The organism is Arthrobacter sp. StoSoilB13 (genome assembly GCF_019977255.1).
Taxonomy (GTDB): Bacteria; Actinomycetota; Actinomycetes; order Actinomycetales; family Micrococcaceae; genus Arthrobacter.
Genome location: NZ_AP024648.1, coordinates 1,076,612 through 1,096,361, shown reverse-complemented (window position 1 = coordinate 1,096,361; position 19,750 = coordinate 1,076,612). Strand labels below are relative to the sequence as shown.

The following is a 19,750-nucleotide window of genomic DNA, read 5'->3' as shown; positions in this document are numbered from 1 at the left end:
CTCACATCGTGTCCTCTTCGGGGAAGGCCGCGCAGCAGTAGCTCGACGCCGGGCACCCACGGCAAGTGCCGACGTCGGGCCTCATCGTGCGGCCACAATCCCACGATCAGCGCACTACGTGAGAGAACGATCACCAAAAACCCGCACAACGTGAGAGAACGATCACCAAAAACCCGCACAACGTGAGAGAACGATCACCAAGAACCCGCAGGATGTGGGAGAGGGTTTAGTCCAGCACCAAGCCCTTGCCGCGGCCACGTGCGAGCATCACGGGGTGGATCTCACCGAAACCACGGACGTTCTCGGACTTTTGCGGGACCAGCACGAAGCGTTCGTCCTGCCCGAGTGCGGCAGCGGTCATCGCATCAACCAGGACCGTCCCCGGCTGGGCAAGGGTGGTCAGCCGCGCAGCAAGGTTCACGGTTGGGCCATAGATGTCGCCGAGTCGGGACAGGATGCGACCCCACACCATGGACACGCGCGCCTGGGGCAGGATCTCGTCTTCCGTGAAGGCCTGCGCCAAGGCGAGGGAGATTTCCGCGCCAGCCGCCGGGGTCTCGGCAATGTAGAGAACTTCGTCGCCCACGGTCTTCACCAGGCGCCCACCGCCCACGGAAATGATCTCGGCGCATTTGTTCTCGAAGCGCTGGACCATTTGGGCGAGGGTTTTCTCGTTCATGCGCCGCGAGAGGCTTGTGTAGGAGACGAGGTCGGCGAACCCTACGGCACGGGCCAAAGGCAAGGGGGAATCGTCTTCGTCCCCTTCGCGTCCTTCTTCGCTCGCTTGCAAGCCCGCCTCGGCACGGACGGCAAGCCGCTGAACGCCGGCATTGAGTTGGCGGCGGTACGAGTAGACCAGGATCTCTTCCAGGGAATCCACCAGCGCCGGCAGCTGACCCACAAGCTGTTTGCGGGCCACGGCATCCGGAATTCCCTGCTCCTGGACCATGTCCTCAACCAGTGCTTCGATCTGCCACACCACCATGCGGTCCGTCATCTGGCCGATCGATCGGGTGACGGATATCGCCGCTTCCTCGGTGAGGATCCCGGCACGGACAAGGTCAAGGATGGTGGACAATGCTGCTTGGTCACGCTCAGTAAATGCAACGTCGTCGTCGCCGAAATTGGGGAAGCCCAAAGCCCTCCACAACTTCCGTGCGGAAAGAATGGAGACACCGGCACCTGCGGCAACTTCACGACGGCGGAGCTTGCGTTCGCCCCCAAGCAGCCTCGCCTCAAGCGCTTTGATGGCCAGGCGCTCTGCGGACATCACGCCGGTCGGCGGGCCGGTGGTCACCGGCGCCTGGGCGGGCGCGGGTTCCGTGTCCTCGTCCACTGAAGGTTCGGGTACGGCGTCGAACTCCTCGTCCAGGTCCTCGCCGGACTGCTGATCCTCAACGCTCATCTCTTCCACCTTCTCTCAATTCCCACGGCAACCCATCAACGTCCTGCAGGACTTCACCCTCAAAAATCCCACCGTTGGCCTCTAAAGTTCCAGCACTGGGCAGTTCATCCATGGCGTCAAGAATGTAGCCCCTGAATTTTCCGACCTCCGGTACGTCTGTCAAGACCGCTTCGCCAGAGGGCCCGGTATCCAAGGATATATTCCCTGAGTGCAATGTCCGCTGCAGCAGGTTCTGGTGGACCCCCACGCTGCGGACCGCCATCAACGACACCTGCCAGTCGCCGCGACGAAACATTCCGTACTTGGCAATTATCCGGCGGCTTGTCAGGATGAACCTGACTGAACGCCACTTCAACACCCGCTTGAGGCTGTAGGCCACTAGCACGAACCCTGCTACGGCCACACAGGCGCCGACAAGCCAAGGCGTCCATTCCACTGTAATGAATGGGGCCAGGCGTTGCGGATTTCCTTTGATGATCCACGCACACGCGTAGGCTGCCAGGGCAGGAACCACTATGAAGGCCAGCGTTGGCAAGAACAGCGAGCGGGCCTGTTGCCGCGTGATGGTGATGACCTGCTCCCCCGGAAGCAACTCTTTACGCATAACCGCTTTCCGTAGCCCGCAAATGGACCACATCACCAGCCGTCACAACATGTTCCCGGCCGCCGTGGTCCACCACAAGGAGCGAGCCGTGCTCGTCCAACCGGGAGGCATGGCCCACCACTTCATGATCACCGGGAAGGTGCGCGCGCACCTCGCGTCCCAACGTGACCATTGCCGACTCAACGCGCTTATGCAGCGAGGGCCCGCCTGCCAACCCTGCCGCGGGGTCGCCTTCCGAATTGCAGAAGCTGCGGTAAAGCCGGCTGAAGCGTGAAAGGTAGCTCTTCAGCAGCGCGGTGCGGTCCGTCGTCGTGGCCCCCTCCAACGCCAAGGATGTAGCGGTTGGTACCGGCAATTCATCCTGTGACAGCGAGACGTTGAGCCCAACGCCCAGGATCACTGCGGGGACCGACCCGTCACCCAGTGGCGTCATTTGGGCCAGGATTCCGGCGATCTTCCGTCCATTAACCAGGACGTCGTTGGGCCACTTGATTTCTGCCGTAACGCCAGCCGTTTCCTGCAAGGCTTCGCACAGGGCAACGGCGGCGAGCAGTGAGAGCCACGAGTAACTCTGCGTCGGCACGGGCATGCCTTCGGCTGTGACGGGACGCAGCACCATTGACACTGAAACGGCAGAGCGCTCCGGAGATTCCCAGTGCCTGTCCAGCCGTCCGCGTGCCGCCGTCTGGTGTTCGGCCGTCAAGACGGCGAGATCAGCCCATTTCTTAGGCTCCACGGTTACGGCGCGGACGAGGTCCTGATTGGTGGATCCCGTGGACTCGACAATATTCAATTGCGAAATGCCGGTTGCCGACAGGAAATCAGGCTCAAGCAATGCCTCGCGGTCCAGCGCCTCACGGTCCAGCGCCTCGCGGTCCAGTGAGGGCCGGTCCGCCCCGGGCCTGGGGACGAGGGGTTCGCTGCTGGCAGGCTGTTCGGCATCCATAGCTGAATCCTATCCAGTTGCGGCGCACAGAACCTGCCCGAAACATGGGAATCCGCTTAGAGGAAGATGTCCGGCACCAGACGGTCTTCAGGCGCGCCGAGGCTGTATGGCGCAAACTCCTTCACGCCAGCAGCCCTGAGGACTTCTTCGTCAGTGTAGAAGTTCCCCGAACCCGTGACACCGTCGGCAAGGTTGGCGCCAGTCAGAACAGCGTGGGCAGCATCGGCCATGATCTCCGGTCCGCGGGCGGCCTTCACGATCTGCTGCCCACCAGGCATGTTCCGGATCGCCGCGGTGTCGATCAGCGTGCAAGGCCAGAGCGAGTTGACCGAAACGCCGTCGTCCTTAAGCTCTTCGGCGAGCCCCAGGGTGGTGAGGCTCATTCCATACTTGGCCATGGTGTAGGCCAGATGCATCCCGGCCCATTTTGGATCGAGGTTCAGGGGTGGAGACAGTGTGAGGATGTGCCCGTTCCCGGATTCCCGCAGTGCAGGGAGGGACAGCTTGGAGAGCAGGAAGGTTCCCCGGACGTTAATGTCCTGCATGAGGTCGTAGCGCTTCATGTCAATCGCGTCCGTGCGCGAGAGGTCGATGGCTGACGCGTTGTTGATGACGACGTCGATTCCCCCAAAGCGCTCGACGGCGGCACTCACGGCTGCGGCGACGTCGTCGTCATTGCGGACATCGCCCACGAGGGGCAGCGCCTGGCCACCTGCGGCGACGAGTTGATCGGCAGCGGTGAAGACGGTCCCCTCAAGTTTCGGGTGGGGTTCCCCGGTCTTGGCCATGAGTACGATGTTGGCGCCGTCGCGGGCCCGCGCGGGTGGCGATGGCCAATCCGATGCCACGGCTGCCGCCGGACATGATGACGGTGCGGCCTTTGAGCGAACCGCTGGCTACATAAGGGGTGCTGCCCTTCGGCTTACTCTCTTCGGAAGCTGGGAAAGCATCGTTGCTTGGAGTCATGGAGACACTCTAACCCAAGTATGTTACTGACCGGTAACATACTGGCAGCTTTGGCTTGGGCGCTGAAAATTGTAGGGTTTCTACAGCGGTTCGCGGCAATGGCGTCACTAGACTGGCCAGCGGGGCCTGTTCTTTGTACGGAAGCTACTTAAGTCAGCTACTTGTTTGCACCAGAACTGCGCCAGCGAAAATCAGCTACAGAGCCGGAGACACTTGATGAGCCACGATCTGACAACGACAGCGGGAAAGATTGCAGACTTCCGCGACCGCCAGGCCCGTGCAGAACAGCCTTCCGGCCCGGAAGCGATCGAAAAGCAACACGCGCGCGGTAAGAACACTGCGCGCGAACGCATCGACCTTCTGGTCGATCCCGAATCCTTCGTTGAGTTCGACGCCTTGGCCGTCCACCGCTCCACCGCCTTCGGCATGGAGAAAAAGAAGCCCTTGGGCGACGGCGTCGTCTCCGGTTACGGCACAGTGGACGGGCGCCTCGTTGCCATCTACAGCCAGGACTTCAGCGTCTACGGCGGCTCCTTGAGCCAGGTCAACGGCGAGAAGATCGTCAAGGTCCAGGAATTCGCCCTCCGCAATGGCTGCCCGGTAGTCGGCATCAACGACGGCGGTGGCGCGCGCATCCAGGAAGGCGTGGCTTCCCTTGCCATGTTCGCGGATATCTTCCGCAACAACGTCCACGCATCCGGCGTAGTCCCCCAGATCTCGCTCATCATGGGCCCGTGCGCCGGCGGCGCTGCCTACTCCCCCGCCCTGACCGACTACGTCGTCATGGTGGACAAGACTTCGCACATGTTCATCACCGGCCCGGATGTCATCAAGACCGTCACGGGCGAGGACGTGGATATGGAAACGCTGGGCGGTGCTCGCCAGCACAATGCCACCACCGGAACGTCCACGTACCTTGCCTCCGACGAAGCCGACGCGATCGAATTCGTCCGCGAACTCCTGGATTTCCTGCCTTCCAACAACCTCTCGGAGGCCCCGGTTGTAGAACACGACCAGGAATTGGAGCTCGACGACGACGACCTCGCCCTGGATGGACTGATCCCGGATTCGGCCAATCAGCCCTACGACATGCGCAAGGTCATTGAGCAGATCGTGGATGACGCCCACTTCCTTGAAATGCAGTCGCTTTACGCGCCCAACGTCATCATTGGCTACGGTCGGGTCGAAGGCCACACGGTGGGCATCGTTGCGAACCAGCCCATGCAGTTCGCAGGAACCCTGGACATCTCCGCGTCCGAGAAGGCCGCCCGGTTCGTTCGGCACTGCGACGCTTTCAACATCCCCATCATCACGTTGGTTGACGTGCCCGGCTTCCTCCCCGGCAAGGACCAGGAATTCCAGGGAATCATCCGCCGAGGCGCCAAACTCCTTTATGCCTACGCTGAGGCCACGGTGCCCAAGCTCACCGTCATCACCCGCAAGGCCTACGGTGGCGCCTACATCGTGATGGGCTCCAAGAAGCTGGGCGCGGACCTGAACCTCGCCTGGCCCACCGCCCAGATCGGTGTCATGGGCGCACAGGGCGCGGTGAACATCCTTTACCGTCGCGACCTCGCAGCGGTTGCCGAGGCCGGCGGCGACGTCGAGGCCAAGCGTGCCGAGATCATCCAAGGCTATGAGGAAGAGCTCCTCAATCCTTACCAGGCAGCTCAGCTGGGCTATGTGGACGCAGTCATTGCACCCTCCGACACTCGCCTCCAGATCATCCGCGGCCTGCGCGCCCTCCGCGACAAGCGCGCCAGCCTGCCCACCAAGAAGCACGGAAACATCCCGCTGTGAGCAAGGCAAACGAGAGCGCTGCGGCGCCCGAACCTGTTGCTCCCATGTTCTCCGTGGTCAAGGGAGAACCCACCGCCGAAGAGCTCGCGGCGCTTGCCGCCGTCGTCGCTTCCGTGGGAGTACCCCAAACGTCGGCGCCTGCAAAGCCGAATGTTCGTCATTGGGTGCGCCGTCAACAGTTGCGCCTTGACCCCACACCGGGTCCGGGCGCGTGGAAGCGCAGCCGCGGATAGCTTCGCTTCTCCCGGGAGGGGGAAGAAAGTGCAACAACCCTTTCACGTGAGCCGACTCCCGGTTAGGCTCTGTGGGTGACTACTGCAAACACGCCTGCACGACCCAAGACCGCCATCGATTCCGTTGCTGATGCGTACACGGAAAAGCTGATCGAACTCAATCCCAGCTTTGCCACCACGCTGGGGTTGCCGGGGCACGAGACTGAATATCAGGACTACTCGCCGGCGGGTGCCGAGGCCCATGCGCAGGCCACCCGGCAGGCGCTGGAATCGCTGGCGGCCTTGGAACCGACCGACGAATCCGACGTCGTCACACTGGACGCAATGCGCGAGCGGCTCGGCCTGGAGCTGGAGATCCATGAAACCGGCTGGGATGCTGCAGACCTCAACAACATCGCCTCGCCCGCGCAGGATATCCGCGCCATCTTCGACCTCATGCCGACGGACACTGTTGAGCAGTGGGAACACATCGCAGGCCGTGCCGCCAACGTTCCCGGTGCAATCGAAGGCTACATTTCCTCGATTCGCGCCGCCAAAGAAGACGGCAAGGTAGCCGCCGCCCGCCAGGTTCGGATTGTCATCGAGCAAACCGGCCGGTACGCCGCCAAGGACGGCTTCTTCGCCAAGATGGCGGCCGGAGCCACACTGGCTGGTTCGCCGCTTCCGGCGGACCTTCAGTCCAAGCTCGACGCCGGAGCCTCCGCCGCGCGATCAGCCTACGAATCGTTGGGTACTTTCCTCCAGGACGAGCTTCTCCCCGTTGCCCCGGAAAAGGACGCGGTGGGACGGGAACGGTATGCCCTGGCTTCCCGTTCGTTCCTGGGCGCGGCCGTAGACCTCGAGGAAACCTACGCCTGGGGCGTCCAGGAGCTGGAACGGCTCATCAGCGAACAGCAAAAGGTAGCCGCGCAGATCAAGCCCGGCGCCAGCATCGAAGAAGCCAAAAGCATCCTCAACAACGATCCGGCCCGCCAAATCAAGGGAACGGACGCCCTGAAGGCGTGGATGCAGGAGCTCTCGGACCGCGCAGTATCCGAGCTCGCCGACGTCCATTTCGACATCCCGGACGTCATGAAAACCCTCGAATGCATGATCGCCCCCACCGACGAAGGGGGCATCTACTACACCGGCCCGTCCGACGACTTCTCCCGGCCCGGCCGCATGTGGTGGTCCGTTCCCGCCGGCGAAGACACCTTCACCACCTGGTCCGAAACGACCACGGTTTACCACGAAGGCGTGCCCGGCCACCACCTGCAGGTCGCCACCGCCACCTACCGCCGCGAACTCCTGAACAACTGGCGCCGCAACGCCTGCTGGGTCTCCGGACACGGCGAAGGTTGGGCACTCTACGCTGAGCAGCTCATGCTGGAACTGGGCTACCTCAAAGACCCCGGCGACCACATGGGCATGCTGGACGGGCAACGCATGCGCGCCGCCCGCGTTGTGTTCGACATTGGCGTCCATCTGGAACTACCGGTCCCCGAACGCTGGGGCACCGGAACCTGGACTCCCGAGAAGGGCTTTGGCTTCCTCAAATCCAACCTCGACATCAGCGAAGGCCAGCTCCAGTTCGAATTCACCCGCTACCTCGGGTGGCCCGGGCAGGCACCGTCGTACAAGGTGGGCCAGCGGCTCTGGGAGCAGATCCGGGCCGAGCTTGAAACCCGCGAAGGGTTTGACCTGAAATCGTTCCACAGCAAGGCACTAAATATTGGCTCGGTCGGCTTGGACGTGCTGCGGCGGGCGTTGCTCGGGTGAGTCTTCGAGACGCACGCCACACCGGGTTCGGGAATAACTTCACAGCTAGGTAACATTTCTAAACGTTCGTTAGGTATGTTATTTGAAGTGCACCTAGCGTGTTCCCGTGAGCACCTCAACCAACACTTCCCCATCAGCTGGAAAGACCGGCTTCCGGCTCCCCAAGTGGGCAGGATCCTTCGGCGTCCAGATCATCGCGGCCCTCATCATTGGCCTCGTACTTGGCCTCATCGCAAAGTACACTGGCAGCACCAAGGCCGCCCCGAACGGGCTCGGCGCAACTCTTCAAACGATTGGCTCCAGCTACGTCTCATTGCTGCAGACCGCCGTCGTTCCTTTGATCTTCACCGCGGTGGTGAGCTCCATCGCGAACCTTCGCCAGGTTTCCAACGCCGCCCGCCTGGCCTGGAACACGCTGCTCTGGTTTGCCATCACTTCGCTGGTTTCTGTGCTCATCGGCATCGGCCTGGGTGTGCTCCTCCAGCCTGGTGCAGCTACCGGGATCACGCAGAAGGCCGAGTACGCCGGCAAAACCGGTGACTGGTGGGCATTCCTGATCGGGCTGTTCCCCAAGAACTTCCTCGGACTCGGCGCAAGCTCCACTGTCACGGAGAGCGCCAACGCTGCCACCACGGTCAGCACCTCCGTCAGCTTCAACGTGCTCCAAATCCTGGTGGTCGCGATCGCCGTAGGCATCGCTGCCCTTAAGGTCGGCAAGCAGGCAGAAGCGTTCCTGACCTTCAACGCCTCCGCGCTGGCCGTCATCCAGAAGGTCCTGTGGTGGATCATCCGCATCGCTCCGCTGGGCACTATCGGCCTGATCGGTAACGCCGTTGCCATCTACGGCTGGGACACCATCGGCTCCCTGGGCAGGTTCACTGCCGCCATCTACATCGGCCTGGCCCTGGTGCTCTTCGTGCTGTACCCCATTCTGGTCCGCGTTCACGGCCTGTCCATCAAGCAGTACTTCTCCGGTGTATGGCCGGCCGTGCAGTTGGCCTTCGTTTCCCGTTCCTCGATCGGTACGCTGCCGCTCACGCAGCGCGTCGCCGAGCGCAACCTTGGCGTCCCGTCCGGCTATGCTTCATTCGCCGTGCCGCTCGGTGCCACCACCAAAATGGACGGTTGCGCGGCGATCTACCCCGCCATCGCAGCGATCTTCGTGGCCCAGTTCTTCGGTATCAACCTGGACTTCAGCCAGTACCTGCTGATCGTCCTGGTCTCCGTGCTTGGTTCCGCTGCCACGGCAGGTACCACTGGCGCCGTCGTCATGCTCACGCTGACCCTGTCCACGCTGGGACTGCCGCTGGCCGGCGTCGGACTCCTGCTGGCAATCGACCCCATCCTGGACATGGGCCGGACGGCCGTCAACGTGGCAGGCCAGGCCCTGGTCCCCGCCATCGTGGCCAAGCGCCAGGGCATCCTGGACGAGTCGCTTTACAACGCGCCCCGCAATGGTGCCGCGTTCGCTGACGAGTTCGCCAACGACACCGCTGCTGCCGCAACAGAGGCGCGCGAACTGGCCGACTCCAAGGCCTGATCCGCACACTGGCCGGTTCATCACCGCCTCACGGACAAATCCCCCGGGAATCCCCGGGGGATTTGTCCGTTTAAGGGTGAAATTCTGGGTAGGCTCGGGTCCATGTTGATCGTCACCTCCAATGAGATACCCGGCCACCGCATTGATGCCGTCTTCGGCGAAGTCATGGGCCTGACCGTCCGCTCGCGGGATATTGGCTCGCAGATGCTCGCCGGCTTCCGCTCCCTCGGTGGCGGCGAGCTGCCTGAAATGACCAGGGCACTCTACGAAAGCCGTCAGGAAGTCATGGCGCGCATGGTCAACGAGGCACAACAGCGCGGCGCCAACGCAATTGTCGCCATGCGCTTTGACACCTCCGAAATGGGGACCAACTGGACGGAAGTCTGCGCCTATGGCACGGCCGTCTACGTACTTCCGCTCGGCGAGGGCGAGCCCGGCGCCACGGGACAGTCGGCGTACCTGACAAAGAACGCAGGCCAACAGGCCGCCCAGCCGCAGCAGAACACTCCCCCGGCTCCCCCGCAGCAGCAGCCCACACCTCCGCACCAGTTCTGACCCTGACTCGATCTTGTTCGGGATCCTTACTGCCAACGCCGTTCCCGTGCGTGCCCCGGCAGGGGCGGGGCCTTGGACCGGTATCTGTGCCCGGTAGGCGTAATGATTTCCAGTGTGTGCACGCCGGGCTTCCCCGCCAGCGGCTTTGCCGTCCAGCCGGGGTTTTCCTTGGTGTGGTTGCACTGTTCGCAGAGTCCAGCCCCATTTGCCAGATCGGTTGGTCCACGATTTTGCCACGGAACGATGTGGTCGATATGCCGAATGGGCGCGTCACAATATGGTGTTCGGCAGGTATTGTCCCTTGCTTCGATGAAGCGCCGCATTCCGGCAGGGAAGAGGCGCGCCTTTGAGTCCGTCGACACAAGTTCACCGGTACCAGGTGCTGTGAACAGCCTGCGAAGCCACACGTCAATGCCCGGTTCTTGAGAAGTCTGCCCGCGAGGGTCCTGCCCGCTGGCCGTAGCCACGCCCTCACCTGCTTCGATGAGTGACCGCGCCCAGCCGGCAGGAACAATCCCGTATCCCTTGAGCCGTGCGGGCTCAGTGTCGCCTTGGAAGAGGGTGCGGTCGGTCATAATGAGCTGGACCTCCACCTTGGAAATGCCGCCAGCGGTACCGGTAAGCCGATCAACCAAAGTATCGGCCATGACTTGACCACGGGAGCGGTCATCTCCGCTGGATTTGGCAGTGTCAGCGGATTGGCTGAGGGCTGCGTAAGCTGCAACGCCTTGGGCTACGGGCAGCAGTGCGGTGAGGTAGGTCATCGTATCCGGTGCAGGGCGCAGGCTGACGTGCCGCTCCGTGGCTGCGCGGGCTGCGCGCTGGGTGACGGAACGGGGGTCACGGCGGTAAGCGGCTGCTTTGACTGCAGCGATGATGGCGCGGTCTCCGGCGCAGTCGAAGGTTCCGGTGTCGGCGGCGAGTTCTTCGTCGACCGCGCAGCGGTCTTCCGAGGAGAGGCAGGCTGTTTCCTTTACCAGCAGCGTCGCCCGCCACTCGTTGAGCTGGCCAGCCTCCACCGCAGCCAGGGTGCGTGGCATCTCAATCAGCAAAGCCTTTGCCAGGCCCAGCAACCGGGATCCTCGGTTCGGCGACTCCCGCCTGGCCAACGCCACCTGCGCGGCCACTCCCTTGCCCTGCTCCGAGGCGGGAACGCCGGCCTCCGCCTGCGCCTGACGCTGGGCCCGATCAAAGGCCACAGCAATCCTGGCCTGCAGACCGGAGATGGCGGACTTCATGTCCTCCAACACACGCAGTTGGTCAATCAGGTCACTTGCAATCGTGCCTGCCCGGACAGCGTTGCCCGGGTGAACAGGCGGGAGCGCCGCGACTGTACTCCCGCGCTGCTCCTGCATCTTGTCCATGCCTCAACTCTCCCCAAGGGGTACGACAATTTTTAGTAAAGACCGGCAAGCCCGATGAAATATTGCGCAGAGTGCAAACTTGCACTTAGTGTAAGTATGTGACTTCAATCAGCAGCGAGCCGGGCACCGTGGAGTCGGCCGAACCCGCCGGACCTTCACGGCGCGAGCTCAACAAGGCGGCAACCCGGGCCTCCATCACCACCGCAGCCCTTGACCTTTTGCGCACCAACGGCCCGGGCAATTTCACGGTGGAGGACATCACTGCCAGCGCTGGCGTTTCGCGGCGCACGTTTTTCAACTACTTTTCGAGCCTCGAGGCTGCCCTCGCATCCGTGGCCGACGGCTTCATGGATCGCGCCCTCGAGCAATTCCGCCTGAGGCCAGCGAACGAGTCGATCCTCGAATCCGCACAGGCCGCGCTGATGGCCCTCGCTGACCCCATGTCCGTAGCACCCATGGCCGAACTCTTCAGCCTCACCCACGAGAACCGTTCCCTGGCCCGTTCCGAACTCGAAGCATGGGAGTACTGCACGGGGCAGATTATCGACGCCGCCCGCGGCAGGCTTGGCCCGGACACCAGCGAGCTCTACCTGCATGCCCTGGCCGGATCCGTCATCTCGTGCGGCAAGGCAGCCATGACAGTTTGGTTCGCCGAACGTGGTCCTGACCTATCGGCCGAATCGCTGGCGGTTCTGCGCCAGTACCTCATCGACGCCATGGGCCTGCTGGGAGCCGGCTTCGCGCCGTCGTCGGAAGCCACTCCGCAAGCGGCGTCAGCTGCACAAGCATCATCCTCCTCCTCCACAGATCGGTTCTGACATGGCCTCGTTCCTCTACCGTCTCGGCAAGTTTTCCTACCGCCGCCGCTGGCTGGTCATCTCGCTGTGGCTGGCGGTCCTCCTGGCCGTGGGAGGTTCGGCCGCCGCGTTCCACGGCACCATGTCCAACAACTTCAGCATCCCCGGCACGGAAACGCAGAGGATGGCCGACAAACTCAAAGAAGCCCTGCCCGACGCGTCCGGCGGCTCGGCGAGCGTGGCCTTCGACGCCGGCGACTCCGGTTTTGACCAAGCCAAGAAGGACGCCGTCGCCACTGCGCTCACCAAGCTTGAAGCCATGCCGGACGTGCAGGGAACCGTGAATCCGTTCACTACGCAGGAGCAGCTGGACAAAGCCGCGGCCGAAATCGCCGATGGCGAAGCGAAGGCTGCCGAAGGCAAGACCCAGCTGGACGCAGCCCGTGCCCAGCTGGAAGCGGGCGAAGCCCAGCTTGCCGGTGCGGAACAGCAGATGACCGCAACAGGCCTCACGCCGGCACAAATCGAAGCCCAACTTGCGCCTCAGCGTGCCGAACTCGCCGCCAACAAAGCAAAGCTCGACGCCGGTGCCAAGGAAGCAGCGGACGGAGCCACCGCGTTGGCCTTGGGAAAGCGCCAGCTGGAGGCCTCCCAAGGGATGCGCTTCGTGTCCACTGACAACAAGGCCGCCATCGCCCAGGTCCAATTCAAGACCTCCATCAATGCCGTTGATCCCGCCGTCCGCAAGCAAGTTCAGGACATTGTTCAGGGCGTCTCCTCGGCCGGTGTCACGGCATATGCCAGCAAGGAAATCACCGAGGACGTCTCCCAGATCTTCGGAGTGGCGGAGATCGTCGGTGTCGCAGTGGCAGCCCTCGTTCTGATCCTCATGCTGGGCACGCTCATCGCAGCCGGCCTGCCCCTCGTCATGGCCCTCATCGGAGTGGCTGTGGGCGTCGGCGGAACATTCGCGCTAACCGGCGTGATCAACATGAGCTCCATCTCCCCGATGCTTGCCCTGATGCTCGGGCTTGCAGTCGGCATCGACTACTCCCTGTTCATCGTCAACCGCCACCGCAACCAGCTCCTCGCCGGAATGGACGGCGAGGAATCCGCAGCCCTCGCCACCGGAACATCAGGCAACGCCGTACTGTTCGCGGGTCTCACTGTCATCATCGCGCTGGCGGCACTCGTGGTCCCGGGGCTGCCCTTCCTGGCTGTCATGGGTGTTGCCGCCGCAGCGACAGTTGCCGTCGCCGTCGTCGTTGCTTTGACCTTGACGCCCGCCGTTCTGGCTTTGATCGGCCCCAAACTCATCTCCAAGCGAGCATGGGCCAAAGCCGCCAAGCACAATGCCGAGCCGGGCCACGAAGCCGCGGACCGGGCCCTGGAAGAAAAGCGCAGCAGCAGCGGCTGGGGCGGCTTGGTCACACGGCATCCTTGGGTTTCCCTTGTAGCCAGCGTGGTGCTGTTGGGCGCCCTGGCGCTGCCGGCTTCCCAGCTTCGTCTGGCACTTCCCGACGGCGGATCCGAGCCAGTCGATTCGCAAGCCTTCAAAGCGTACGACCTCACACGCAGCAGCTTCGGCGAAGGCGTCACGGGGCCGATCGTCGTCGTCGCCGAATTCCCCGAGGGGCTCAGCGAAACCGATGCCAAGAACAAGCAGTTCGACGTCGCGGAGCAGCTGCGTAGCGTGGAAAACGTCACGGCGGCCGTGCCTGTGGCCCTGAGCGAAGATCGCCGCACGGCCGTCTTCCAGGTCATTCCCAAAGAAGGTCCAGCCAGCGCCAGCACAGTCCAGGTAGTTTCCGACATCCGGGACAAGGGCACTCAAATCCGCGAGAACCTCGACGTCAGCATCGGCCTCACCGGCCAGACTGCCGGCAACATCGACGTCTCCGCAAAGCTCGGGGCTGCACTGCCGCCGTACTTGGCGATCGTCGTCGGACTTTCGCTGATCCTGTTGCTGCTCGTCTTCCGCTCGATTGTGGTTCCTCTGCTCGCCACCGGCGGGTTCCTCTTGTCACTGGCCGCCGCATTCGGCGCCGTCGTGGCCGTCTATCAATGGGGCTGGTTGGGAGCAATTTTCGACGTCGCCAACCCGGGCGCCGTCCTGAGCTTCCTGCCGATCATCCTGATCGGCGTGCTGTTTGGCCTCGCGATGGACTATCAGGTGTTCATAACATCGGGCATGCGTGAATCCTTTATGCATGGTGAGAACGCCAAACACGCTGTTCGCACCGGTTTCAGCCACGCCGCAGCAGTGGTCACGGCGGCTGCGATCATCATGGTCAGTGTGTTCTCCGGCTTCATTTTCAGCCACCTCACCATGGTCCGGCCGTTGGGCTTCGCGATGGCGTTCGGTGTGCTGATCGATGCGTTCGTCGTCCGCATGACCATCGTTCCCGCCGTCATGTACCTGCTTGGCGAGAAGGCCTGGTGGTTGCCCAAGTGGTTGCAGCACATCCTGCCGGATGTGGACGTCGAAGGCGCCAAACTGAACCGGAGCGACCGCCGCAAGGCCGGCTCCGAGGAACTGGTCCACTGATCCGCTCTCACATCCACCACCAATCTGACCGTCCCTCTCTCACATCCACCCCCAATCTGACCGTCCCTCTCTCACATCCACCCCCAATCTGACCGGTCCTCTCTCACATCCACCCCCGATCTGACCGGTCCTCTCTCACATCCTGCAGAACGTCCGACGTCGGCGCTCAACCTTGGCGCCGACGTCGGGCGTTTCTGGCGTCGATCCGAATCAGAGCATCGATAACCTCGGCAGCCGTGCGGCGAGTGAGGGTCGGCGGCGGCACGTCGTTGGGCCATTCCTGCCCGCGGGAGACCCAACCGGTCTTTAATCGCGCCGCGCGTCCACCCGAGATATCGGCGATGGGATGATCTCCCACCATCCAGCCATCGGTCAGATCGCAACCCCATTCCTGCGCCGCCAGCCGAAAAATCCCAGCATCAGGCTTCTTCATGCCAACAGCCTCGGAAATCACGACGCAATCGACGTAGGGTTCAATTCCTAGGTGTTCGATCTTCTGTGTCTGCTGCGCCGTCGCCCCATTCGTGACGATGCCAATCCTCCATCCGGCCTCCCGCGCCTCCCTCAATGCGATGCGCGTACGCGGATCCATGGTCATCAGTTCCACATGCTCAAAGAGCAAGGTGTCTACCAGGGCTTCGATTCCACGGTCCATGCGAAAACGCTGTTTGATGGCGAGAGCCAAGGATCCCCGCGGCTCATAACCATCCCGGTCTGCAGTGATGAGCCATGCTGCATCAGAATGCGGCCTGCCAAGCGAGCGCACGAAATTCGTAGCCCAGCAAGCAAAGGCCGAAGTCCTGTCGACCAAGGTGTTGTCCAGGTCCACGAGCAGCAGCATTCGACCAGCGTAGGCGATGTGAGAGAACATCCCCCCAAAACCGGCAGGAAGTGAGAGAACAACGTATTAGGCTGGGACGGTGACCCGATTGATCCTTGCCTCGCAATCCCCTGCCCGCACCAAGTTGCTGAGGGAAGCGGGAATCCAGCACGACATCCTCGTCTCCGACGTGGATGAGGACGCGGTGCAGGCGCACTACGGCGTCACGGACGCGCACGACACTGCGCTGCTGCTGGCCAGAGCAAAGGCTGAAGCCGTGGCCGCACTCCCCGAAGCCGAGGGCGCCCTGGTGATCGGCTGCGATTCGGTTTTCGAGTTCGACGGCGAGTCCCACGGCAAGCCCTACACGGCGGAGGTCGCCCGCGAGCGGATGCTGCGCATGAGCGGCTCCAAGGGTGTGCTGCACACGGGTCACTGGCTTGTTGATTGCCGGGACACCGCAGCCGACGTGGACGAGGACGAGCCCGCGGACGGAACGGGAGCCACGGTCGGCTCTGTGTCGAGTGCCGAGGTTCACTTCGTTGAGATGACGGCGGACGACATCGACGCCTACATTGCCACCGGAGAACCGCTGCACTGCGCGGGCTCGTTCACCATCGACGGCCTCGGCGGCGCATTTATCCGCAAGGTGGACGGCGACCCGCACGCCGTCGTCGGTCTTTCCATCTCTACCCTGCGCGAACTGCTGGTCCACGCGAACGTTGGGATCACCGAACTGTGGGACGCGCACGAGTAGAAGCGATTTGTAGCAACCCTACAAAGGAACATCTCCTCACACACGGAATCCCCCATCAATATGGGCGGAACCCTCACAATCACGCTAGGCTCCTCAAGGACAGAAGGAGTCAACAACTTGTCAGCTAACCCGGCGCAGCCCATTTCCAGCCCTCTTACCAAGGTCTTGATTGCCAACCGCGGCGAAATCGCGGTCCGCATCATCCGAGCCGCCCGGGACGAAGGCATCGCCTCCGTAGCCGTCTACGCAGACCCGGACCGTGACGCCCTGCATGTCCGCCTCGCCGACGAAGCGTATGCCCTTGGCGGCAACACCGCAGCTGAGTCGTACCTGGTCATGGACAAGATCATTGACGTCGCCAAGCAGGCCGGCGCTGATGGGATCCACCCTGGGTACGGTTTCCTCGCCGAAAACGCAGAGTTCGCTGCCAAAGTGATCGAGGCAGGCATCACCTGGATCGGTCCCTCCCCCGAGGCAATCTCCGCCTTGGGCGACAAGGTGCAGGCGCGCCACATCGCCGAAAAGGTGGGCGCCCCGTTGGTTCCCGGCACCGCCGACCCCGTCCAGGACGCGGATGAGATCCTGAAGTTTGCCGAGGAATTCGGCTTGCCCATCGCCATTAAGGCTGCTTTTGGCGGTGGCGGACGCGGCATCAAGGTTGCCCGCACCATGGAAGAAATTCCCGAGCTGTACGAATCCGCAGTCCGTGAGGCGATCGCAGCTTTCGGCCGCGGCGAGTGCTTTATCGAGCGCTTCCTGGACGCCCCGCGCCACGTCGAGACGCAGTGCCTGGCGGATGCTTACGGCAACGTCGTCGTCGTCTCCACCCGCGACTGCTCACTGCAACGCCGCAACCAGAAACTCGTCGAGGAAGCCCCGGCTCCGTACCTCAGCGAGGAGCAGAACAAGCGGCTCTACGAATCCTCGAAGGCCATTCTGAAAGAAGCCAACTACCTCGGCGCCGGAACCTGCGAGTTCCTCGTGGGCCAGGACGGCACCATCTCCTTCCTCGAGGTCAACACCCGCCTCCAGGTGGAGCATTGTGTTTCCGAGGAAGTTACGGGCATCGACCTCGTTCGCGAACAATTCCGCATTGCGCGCGGCGAAGTACTTGGCTACGAGGACCCCGAGGTCCGCGGCCACTCCTTCGAGTTCCGCATCACCGGCGAAGACCCGGGCCGCAACTTCATGCCGGCGCCCGGCACGGTCAGCACGTTGAAGAACCCCACTGGCCCGGGCATCCGCGTGGACTCCGGCATTGAGCAGGGCGACGTCATCAGCGGAAACTTCGACTCCATGCTGTCCAAACTGATCGTCACCGGCGCCACCCGTGAGCAAGCCCTCCAGCGTTCGCGCCGTGCCCTCGAGGAGATGGTGGTGGAAGGCATTCCCACCGTCATCCCCTTCGACCTCGCAGTGGTCACCGATCCCGACTTCGCACCGGCAGATGGCCCATTCAAGGTCCACACCCGCTGGATCGAGACCGAGTTCGTCAACAACATCCCCGCATGGACGGCCAGCGGCGCAGGTGCGGAAACGCCCGACGCCGGTGAGCGCCAGCGCGTCGTCGTCGAGGTTGGCGGCAAGCGGCTTGAGGTCGTTCTGCCGTCCGGCTTGGGCGCCAGCGTCGCCGCTGTTTCCAGCGGCTCGGGCACCAAATCGGGCAAGTCCAAGAAGCGTTCCCGCTCGGCAGGCGCTGCAGCCGCTGCCGCCGGCGGTGATGCACTGACCTCGCCGATGCAGGGCACCATCGTCAAGGTCGCAGCTGCCGACGGCGACGTCGTGGCCGAGGGCGATCTGATCGTTGTCCTGGAAGCCATGAAGATGGAGCAGCCATTGACGGCCCATAAGTCCGGCACGGTCCGTGGCCTCGCGGCCAGCGCCGGTGAGACGGTCGCTGCCGGCGCAGTTATCGCCACGATTGAGGACTAAGCGAGCATCGAGGACTAAGCGAGCTTAACGACGTCGGCCCCGCACCTTCCGGTGCGGGGCCGACGTCGTTAATGTCCCGGGGTCAGGCGACGTTGTTCTCGTAGTCCATGTCCTTGGTTTCGCGGGTGAACCAGAGCGCCACGAAAGTGACTACGGCGGCGATGGCCATGTACACGCCCACCAGCCAGGTGCTGCCGTTCGCTGCCGACCACAGCGCGATGGCGACGAACGAGGCGGGGGCCGCTCCGATCATGGACGACAGGTTGTACGCCACAGCAGAACCGGTGTAACGGACATTGGCCGGGAACAGCTCGGGCAGGATGGCTGCCATGGGGCCGAAGGTCAGGCCCATGAGGGTGAAGCCCACAATGAGGCCAACCATGGCCGCCGCCTGGCCGGGGCCAAACATGGTGAACCACAGCGCACCGAATACGAAGATCCCGGCGGTGACGCCGAGCAGGAACTTGCGGCGGCCCCACTTCTCAGCCAGAGGTCCGGAAACCACGGTGAAGATACCGAAGAACACGACGCCGATGATCAGCATCCAGAGGAAGTCGGACCGGGTGATGCCCAGGCCGGGAACAAAAGCCGCAATCTGGTCCGCTGTCATGGGCTTGCCGGCCTTTTCGGCCGCGGCCTGGGCGCCGGCCAGGGTTGGCTTGGTGCCGTAGGACAGCGTGAACGTGGTCATGATGTAGAAGAGCACGTAGGTGGCGAACATGATGAAAGTGCCGGCCAGGACGGGGCGCCAGTGGCTCTTGAGGGTCGCGGCGAGGGGCAGCTTCTGAACCTTTTCCTGTTCGATCACCTTGGTGAAGGACACGCTCTCCACCAGCTTCAGGCGAACGTAGAGGCCCACGATGACCAGGACTGCGCTAAGGATGAACGGAACACGCCAACCCCAGGCGAGGAATTCTTCGGCCGACAGGGCAACGTTCATCCAGATGAAGATCACGTTGGCGATGATGAAGCCAATAGGGGCACCCAACTGCGGGAACGTTCCATAGATGGCACGCTTGCCCTCGGGGGCATTCTCGGTGGCCAGCAAAGCTGCCCCGGACCATTCACCGCCCAAAGCCAGGCCCTGGAAGAAGCGCAGGATTACCAACATGATCGGGGCCAGGATCGCCCACCCCTGCATGGATGCCGTGGGCAGGAGTCCGATCAGGAACGTTGCGATACCCATGGTCAACAGCGAGGCAACCAGGGTGCCCTTGCGGCCGATCTTGTCACCAAAGTGGCCAAAGACGACGGCGCCGATGGGACGGGCGAAGAAGGCAACACCGAAGATGGCGAACGCACTGAGCAGCGCATTGATGTCAGTGGCGTCGGGGAAGAAGAGCTTGGGGAAGACGAGCACTGACGCAGTGGCATAGGCGTAGAAGTCGTAGAACTCGATCGTCGTGCCGATCAGGCTGGCGAAGATCACTTTGCCCCGCGAGTTCACTGGCTTGGTGTACTCGCCTTCCTTGGACGTAGCAGTCGAAGACATGTAGTAGCAGCTTTCGTTCACACCGGCCGATGGCCCTGGGGGCCTGCCCGGCGAAGGATTATTCGAGAGTTCAATAATAGTTCCCGCAGTCCATTGACTGGACAACTAAGTCCACTATGCGGACTAGTCGAAAAGTCTCACACTGTGGTCCGGGCCACACTACCTCACCATTGCCTCACGCGCTGGTGACCCCGCCGATAGGGAAATGTCACAGCACGTTTACAAAGGGCGAC

General features: G+C 62.9%; 15 protein-coding genes and 1 pseudogene. 9 read left to right on the top strand and 7 right to left on the bottom strand.

Annotated elements, in window-relative coordinates:
- Positions 1-226: 226 nt before the first annotated feature.
- From LDP01_RS17310 to LDP01_RS17295, 4 genes and pseudogenes are all read right to left on the bottom strand, one after another.
- A complete protein-coding gene (locus LDP01_RS17310) occupies positions 227-1,405 on the bottom strand; it encodes an adenylate/guanylate cyclase domain-containing protein (protein WP_224091990.1) in 1,179 nt (392 codons plus the stop codon).
- Complete coding sequence (locus LDP01_RS17305; protein ID WP_527249091.1) at positions 1,395-2,009, bottom strand: PH domain-containing protein; 615 nt, start codon at positions 2,007-2,009, stop codon at positions 1,395-1,397. Before LDP01_RS17305 ends, LDP01_RS17310 begins: the two co-directional genes overlap by 11 nt.
- The gene (locus LDP01_RS17300) at positions 2,002-2,955 is read right to left on the bottom strand and encodes a biotin--[acetyl-CoA-carboxylase] ligase (protein WP_224091988.1); all 954 of its coding nucleotides are present in this window, start codon (positions 2,953-2,955) and stop codon (positions 2,002-2,004) included. Before LDP01_RS17300 ends, LDP01_RS17305 begins: the two co-directional genes overlap by 8 nt.
- A gap of 56 nt (positions 2,956-3,011) precedes the next feature.
- Positions 3,012-3,921, bottom strand: a pseudogene (locus tag LDP01_RS17295) (SDR family oxidoreductase).
- 216 nt (positions 3,922-4,137) lie between these two features.
- Here LDP01_RS17295 and LDP01_RS17290 point away from each other — a divergent pair.
- The 5 genes from LDP01_RS17290 to LDP01_RS17270 all read left to right on the top strand — a co-directional run bounded on the left by LDP01_RS17290 (position 4,138) and on the right by LDP01_RS17270 (position 9,807).
- A complete protein-coding gene (locus LDP01_RS17290; RefSeq protein ID WP_216925413.1) occupies positions 4,138-5,721 on the top strand; it encodes an acyl-CoA carboxylase subunit beta in 1,584 nt (527 codons plus the stop codon).
- Between the two features lie 44 nt (positions 5,722-5,765).
- Positions 5,766-5,954 (top strand): acyl-CoA carboxylase epsilon subunit, encoded by a 189-nt coding sequence (locus tag LDP01_RS17285; protein WP_224093913.1) that lies wholly within the window; start codon positions 5,766-5,768, stop codon positions 5,952-5,954.
- Positions 5,955-6,029: 75 nt separating this feature from the next.
- Positions 6,030-7,712, top strand: a complete 1,683-nt coding sequence (locus LDP01_RS17280) for a DUF885 domain-containing protein (protein WP_224091986.1) — start codon at positions 6,030-6,032, stop codon at positions 7,710-7,712.
- Between the two features lie 106 nt (positions 7,713-7,818).
- The gene (locus LDP01_RS17275; RefSeq protein WP_224091978.1) at positions 7,819-9,252 is read left to right on the top strand and encodes a dicarboxylate/amino acid:cation symporter; all 1,434 of its coding nucleotides are present in this window, start codon (positions 7,819-7,821) and stop codon (positions 9,250-9,252) included.
- Positions 9,253-9,354: 102 nt separating this feature from the next.
- Positions 9,355-9,807 carry a YbjQ family protein gene (locus LDP01_RS17270; RefSeq protein WP_224091976.1) on the top strand — a complete coding sequence of 151 codons (453 nt, stop codon included), beginning with the start codon at positions 9,355-9,357 and terminating at the stop codon, positions 9,805-9,807.
- 26 nt (positions 9,808-9,833) lie between these two features.
- Here LDP01_RS17270 and LDP01_RS17265 read toward each other — a convergent pair whose 3' ends face one another.
- Positions 9,834-11,171 carry an HNH endonuclease signature motif containing protein gene (locus tag LDP01_RS17265; RefSeq protein WP_527249075.1) on the bottom strand — a complete coding sequence of 446 codons (1,338 nt, stop codon included), beginning with the start codon at positions 11,169-11,171 and terminating at the stop codon, positions 9,834-9,836.
- Positions 11,172-11,269: 98 nt separating this feature from the next.
- Here LDP01_RS17265 and LDP01_RS17260 point away from each other — a divergent pair, with 98 nt between their 5' ends.
- Both LDP01_RS17260 and LDP01_RS17255 read left to right on the top strand, forming a co-directional pair.
- On the top strand, positions 11,270-11,989 hold the full coding sequence (locus tag LDP01_RS17260; protein WP_224091974.1) for a TetR/AcrR family transcriptional regulator: 720 nt from the start codon (positions 11,270-11,272) through the stop codon (positions 11,987-11,989).
- A 1-nt stretch (position 11,990) separates the two neighbouring features.
- The gene (locus LDP01_RS17255; protein ID WP_224091972.1) at positions 11,991-14,516 is read left to right on the top strand and encodes an MMPL family transporter; all 2,526 of its coding nucleotides are present in this window, start codon (positions 11,991-11,993) and stop codon (positions 14,514-14,516) included.
- 166 nt (positions 14,517-14,682) lie between these two features.
- Here LDP01_RS17255 and LDP01_RS17250 read toward each other — a convergent pair whose 3' ends face one another.
- Entirely contained in the window at positions 14,683-15,357 is a 675-nt protein-coding gene (locus tag LDP01_RS17250; protein ID WP_224091964.1) for an HAD family hydrolase, read from the bottom strand.
- 79 nt (positions 15,358-15,436) lie between these two features.
- Between LDP01_RS17250 and LDP01_RS17245 the strand changes: the two genes are divergently transcribed.
- Both LDP01_RS17245 and LDP01_RS17240 read left to right on the top strand, forming a co-directional pair.
- A complete protein-coding gene (locus LDP01_RS17245; protein WP_224091955.1) occupies positions 15,437-16,093 on the top strand; it encodes a Maf family protein in 657 nt (218 codons plus the stop codon).
- A 60-nt stretch (positions 16,094-16,153) separates the two neighbouring features.
- Entirely contained in the window at positions 16,154-18,025 is a 1,872-nt protein-coding gene (locus LDP01_RS17240) for an acetyl/propionyl/methylcrotonyl-CoA carboxylase subunit alpha (protein ID WP_224091928.1), read from the top strand.
- 82 nt (positions 18,026-18,107) lie between these two features.
- On the opposite strand, the gene LDP01_RS17235 is transcribed toward LDP01_RS17240, so the two are convergent.
- Complete coding sequence (locus LDP01_RS17235; protein ID WP_224091926.1) at positions 18,108-19,517, bottom strand: MFS transporter; 1,410 nt, start codon at positions 19,515-19,517, stop codon at positions 18,108-18,110.
- Between the last annotated feature and the right edge of the window lie 233 nt (positions 19,518-19,750).

What these genes read in the sequence shown, in the direction of transcription:
- LDP01_RS17250 (WP_224091964.1), bottom strand. Translation starts at nt 15,357, where the DNA reads ATGCTGCTGCTCGTGGACCTGGACAACACCTTGGTCGACAGGACTTCG.
- LDP01_RS17270 (WP_224091976.1), top strand. Translation starts at nt 9,355, where the DNA reads ATGTTGATCGTCACCTCCAATGAGATACCCGGCCACCGCATTGATGCC.
- LDP01_RS17265 (WP_527249075.1), bottom strand. Translation starts at nt 11,171, where the DNA reads ATGGACAAGATGCAGGAGCAGCGCGGGAGTACAGTCGCGGCGCTCCCG.
- LDP01_RS17235 (WP_224091926.1), bottom strand. Translation starts at nt 19,517, where the DNA reads ATGTCTTCGACTGCTACGTCCAAGGAAGGCGAGTACACCAAGCCAGTG.
- LDP01_RS17255 (WP_224091972.1), top strand. Translation starts at nt 11,991, where the DNA reads ATGGCCTCGTTCCTCTACCGTCTCGGCAAGTTTTCCTACCGCCGCCGC.
- LDP01_RS17285 (WP_224093913.1), top strand. Translation starts at nt 5,766, where the DNA reads ATGTTCTCCGTGGTCAAGGGAGAACCCACCGCCGAAGAGCTCGCGGCG.
- LDP01_RS17300 (WP_224091988.1), bottom strand. Translation starts at nt 2,955, where the DNA reads ATGGATGCCGAACAGCCTGCCAGCAGCGAACCCCTCGTCCCCAGGCCC.
- LDP01_RS17290 (WP_216925413.1), top strand. Translation starts at nt 4,138, where the DNA reads ATGAGCCACGATCTGACAACGACAGCGGGAAAGATTGCAGACTTCCGC.
- LDP01_RS17305 (WP_527249091.1), bottom strand. Translation starts at nt 2,009, where the DNA reads ATGCGTAAAGAGTTGCTTCCGGGGGAGCAGGTCATCACCATCACGCGG.
- LDP01_RS17240 (WP_224091928.1), top strand. Translation starts at nt 16,154, where the DNA reads ATGGGCGGAACCCTCACAATCACGCTAGGCTCCTCAAGGACAGAAGGA.
- LDP01_RS17310 (WP_224091990.1), bottom strand. Translation starts at nt 1,405, where the DNA reads ATGAGCGTTGAGGATCAGCAGTCCGGCGAGGACCTGGACGAGGAGTTC.